This window comes from Saccharothrix sp. ST-888, from assembly GCF_000955975.1.
Classification (GTDB): domain Bacteria; phylum Actinomycetota; class Actinomycetes; order Streptomycetales; family Streptomycetaceae; genus Kitasatospora.
The window spans coordinates 1-315 of record NZ_JYJF01000869.1; the positions used below are offsets into that span (position 1 = coordinate 1).

Annotated in this window: 1 pseudogene; it reads right to left on the reverse strand. The window is 67.9% G+C overall.

The annotated features are described in order from the left end of the window. Positions 1-106: 106 nt before the first annotated feature. Positions 107-315, reverse strand: a pseudogene (locus UK12_RS39190) (ATP-dependent Clp protease ATP-binding subunit); the annotation flags it as partial.

A 315-nucleotide genomic window follows, 5' to 3' on the forward strand; every position in this document is an offset into this window, starting at 1 on the left:
CTGTGAGCTGGTGTTACTTCGTCAGGTCGGGACCTGTCGAGGCTACCGCCGCCGGGGTCTCCGCCACCGGCGACTTCTCCTCGCCCCGGAAGGTGAGATTGGCCTCCTAGCCCTCACCTTCGACACCGACGACCACGGTGTGGCCGGCCCGCAGCTCGCCGCAGAGGATCTTCTGGGAGAGGTGGTCCTCGATGTCGCGCTGGATGGTGCGGCGGAGCGGACGGGCACCCAGGATCGGGTCGTAGCCCTTCTTCCCCAGCAGCTTCTTGGCCTCGAGGCTGAGCTCCAGGCCCATGTCGCGGTCCTTGAGGCGGC